Annotated in this window: 2 protein-coding genes; one reads left to right on the top strand and one right to left on the bottom strand. The window is 36.1% G+C overall.

Annotated features, from left to right (window positions below; all coding sequences use genetic code 11):
• Positions 1-1,039 precede the first annotated feature (1,039 nt).
• Positions 1,040-2,458, bottom strand: a complete 1,419-nt coding sequence (locus ACFFLE_RS02695; protein WP_380569634.1) for a polysaccharide pyruvyl transferase family protein — start codon at positions 2,456-2,458, stop codon at positions 1,040-1,042.
• Positions 2,459-2,956: 498 nt separating this feature from the next.
• On the opposite strand from ACFFLE_RS02695, the gene ACFFLE_RS02690 reads away from it, so the two are divergent.
• The coding region (locus ACFFLE_RS02690; RefSeq protein WP_380569633.1) for a helix-turn-helix domain-containing protein at positions 2,957-3,326 on the top strand (370 nt) is incomplete at its 3' end.

The raw sequence follows: 3,326 nt of genomic DNA, 5'->3' as shown, positions 1-3,326 counted from the left end.
TTAAAATTTTGGCTATGTTCATCACAATCTATATATAAGCATTCCCCAACTTAGCGTAAGAGCCATTTTATAACTGTCGTTTACATGTGATAAACTGGATGATTGTTTGTTTGAATGAATGACTCAAAGATATGGTAGATGTTGCCCTGATAGATTTCTACTTGATGATACTGAAGAAGTTTTCCATCGGTGTGTTATCCAGGCAGTTTTACTTCCAAGACATGCTCTGAAATATGTCATGGGTTTCAAGTGACCCTCGATATGCTTGCATCTGGTAGGTCCATCCCTGGTCTGAGTAAAAGGTCCGTCAGCAGGGACAGTCTGTATTTTCCCTGGAGGTCGCGGAAAAGTCGTGAGATTTCTTCTTTTATCGTCGTCTTTTCAATTCCGTAGCCTCGGTAGTTCATTTAAAAATCGTTTTCATTCTTCAATCGTTTCAAATTATCCTTGAGTGTACAGATTCGATCATCTTCCGATTGTGCCTCCTGTGGCTGCTTCCATTCATCAGGCATTTGCAGTCACCATCCCCTCACTATGGAGAGTCCCGATACACTCGCATCCCTTTATTGTCTAATCCATCCGGCAATCAATGTTGGATGGATCGTCTCTCATTATGCGGCAACATCGGCTTAGGACATCCCTGTATTCAGGTACAACTCTATCGCATCCATTTTAAATTGAAAAGAATAATGCGTGCGCTTGCGGGATTCGTATAATCCAACCACTCCCAGATGATTATAGGCATTGACCCATTTCAAGACTGTTTTATAACCGGAATATTATATTTTCTGCTTATAGCTCGTAGACTGTACCTGCCTATCGGTTACTCATTCAATACTTTCATGTTCAACTCTAAATTGTATTTGCACATAAAAGTGACCCCCGAAAGTTAAATTTTAGGTCTAGCTTTCGGGGGTCGGCTCAAAATGCCAGGGCCATCTACTCATAGCGTACTGATTTTATTGAAATGTCTATTTTATAGATTAGAGTTCATATATTAATTGACTGTCTCTTTTATATAATGCCTACTTACACTTTTCTAACTTCTAAATTTTTTCTTAGCTGCTACTAAAACTTCTCCAAATTTCAAACCGATTTTTACCGATTTTCTTTGTAGTTGTGTGTTCAAGTAATTAATCTTATCTTTCTTCTTTTTCATTTCTTGTTTTTGTTTTTTTACAGTTTCTGATAAATTACTATTCATTTTTTTTAATTTCTTTATTCTCTCTTCCTCTAACCTTGTATATTCTGTGATCCTTTCGGAGATCTCGAGAGGTGCTAATGCATTAATGGGTGTCAACATATTTGGTAGCTCAATATCATCCATTTGCTTATCCAAAGGTGGATACTCATGATAGTCATAATTATAAATATGATCTAGGCTATTCTTTTCCAAGAATTTTATGAAGTGATTAAAATTCTGTTCTTGCACTTTTTCTGGCGAATGAAAATCAAGTGTATTTATAACTTCTTCTAATGTTAAATCTTCAGTTATGTCATGTTCGGATATATGGGTTAACTTATGATAGTCTGCCAATTCTTTCATTCTAGCATCTTTAGTTAGCAATAAACTAGGAGTTCCTGCAATTGTAGCAGTTATATTTCCATGTAGACGAGCTCCGACCGCAAAGTCCATTTCTTGCATGAAATTTATCCATGATTTTGCATTAAGAGGATATCTAACGCGATTTTCTTCATAATAAGCCTCCTTAATAGTGTTAGGATAAAACTCAGTAGTTTCACCAAGAGCTTGATTGCCAAGATAAGTCATACGAAATTCTTTCAACCATTGAGGAATAAAATAATAGTTTGAATAGTTGTTGGAAACTGATGTGATAAATTTTAAGACATGTTCAGGTGAGAGTTTTGAGGAGTTTAAAGCAATGGTTGATTTTTCATTTAAATTTAAGTCTCTAATTTTCAACTCTCCTCCAAATGCATACATTGAAGGGCAACCTATAACAGTATGATCTACTCCCTCAACAAAGCCCAGATAATTCAAATAATCCGCAGTTATTTGACCTCTTACACCTATCATATTAGAACGTTTTAAGACTGCAGTTACAAAATCTTTAACTTCTTTATCAAAAGAGAATCCATCTTTGATTCTTTTATTAATTGGAGCCTTTACCCCTACCCCTATGACAATAACTGGAATTGTTAGTTTCTCAAAAAGCTTAGTATATTTTTTTAAACTATCGACAAATGAATCTCTAAATGCGTCAGCTAACGGGATAATGTAAGCATCATAGTACTTATTTATCATATCTGCATCATTTTCATTGATGCGGTATCGATCTGGAACTATCTCTACATCCTCAGTCATCAAATTTCTATAGATACTGTACGCATAAATTAAATTACCAACATTACCTCCAATTGAATTTTTAAAAATCATTTCTGCTGGTCCTTGTAAATCTGTAGGGGCTATCCCCGATCTAATTAAATATCTTTTCATTACTAATTCTCCCTTGAAATTAATTGGTACTTTAACTATCAAAATTCACTTCTTATATCTAATCTGGGTTAATAAAATAAGTTAGATATCATTTCTTTTCAACATACTTTAGAATGACTGACCACGAGGTACAGCAATTAAGTGATTTTCTTAAAACGCCACCCTCTTCCTGATAGTAAGCGATAAAACACCAGTCTATTGTTTTCTCATCAGTATCTCAATGTTATATTTTCATTTAGAGAGTTATTATGGAGTAGCCAATCAGACTCATCCACCATCAGATGATATTCAATCTGTAGCCTTTAAACAGTTTTCAATGTATTTTTGCTAGTTCCTAAGTCATATAATCTTCTCACTTTCATCATTACTTATTTCAGCAATAATTTTAATAATGGTGGATTTTATAATCAACTTAGCCACCTTTGATGCAAAAAACGCCATGTGAATTTCATGTTATATTGAAGTTAACCACAACTCTTAATAAAGGAATGAAATCACATGACGCAACTTCATGATACCACTGGATCCATCAAAGGAAAACACCTGACGCAAGATGAACGGGCACAAATCGCAATATTGAAGAGAGAGAACTACTCCAATCGTCAAATCGCAGAACGATTGGGCCGTGCGCCTCAGACCATCAATAATGAAATCACCAGAGGCACTGTGAAGCAGATGCGCCGTCAGAAACAGAACGGTAAAACGTATGATTATTACCATACCGTTTACAATCCCGACTCCGCACATGCCGCCTATATGGAAAACCGCAAACGCTGTGGCCGGCGCCCGAAATGGAGCCTGCTGGATGCCTTTCACAAATCGGTCATTCACTGGGAGGCGGACGGCGATTCCGTTCGGGCAATCTATG

Source organism: Salinicoccus siamensis, from assembly GCF_042429615.1.
GTDB classification, from domain to species: Bacteria; Bacillota; Bacilli; order Staphylococcales; family Salinicoccaceae; genus Salinicoccus; species Salinicoccus siamensis.
Note: the sequence above shows the minus strand (reverse complement) of the source record. Positions and strands in the feature narration are given on the sequence as shown.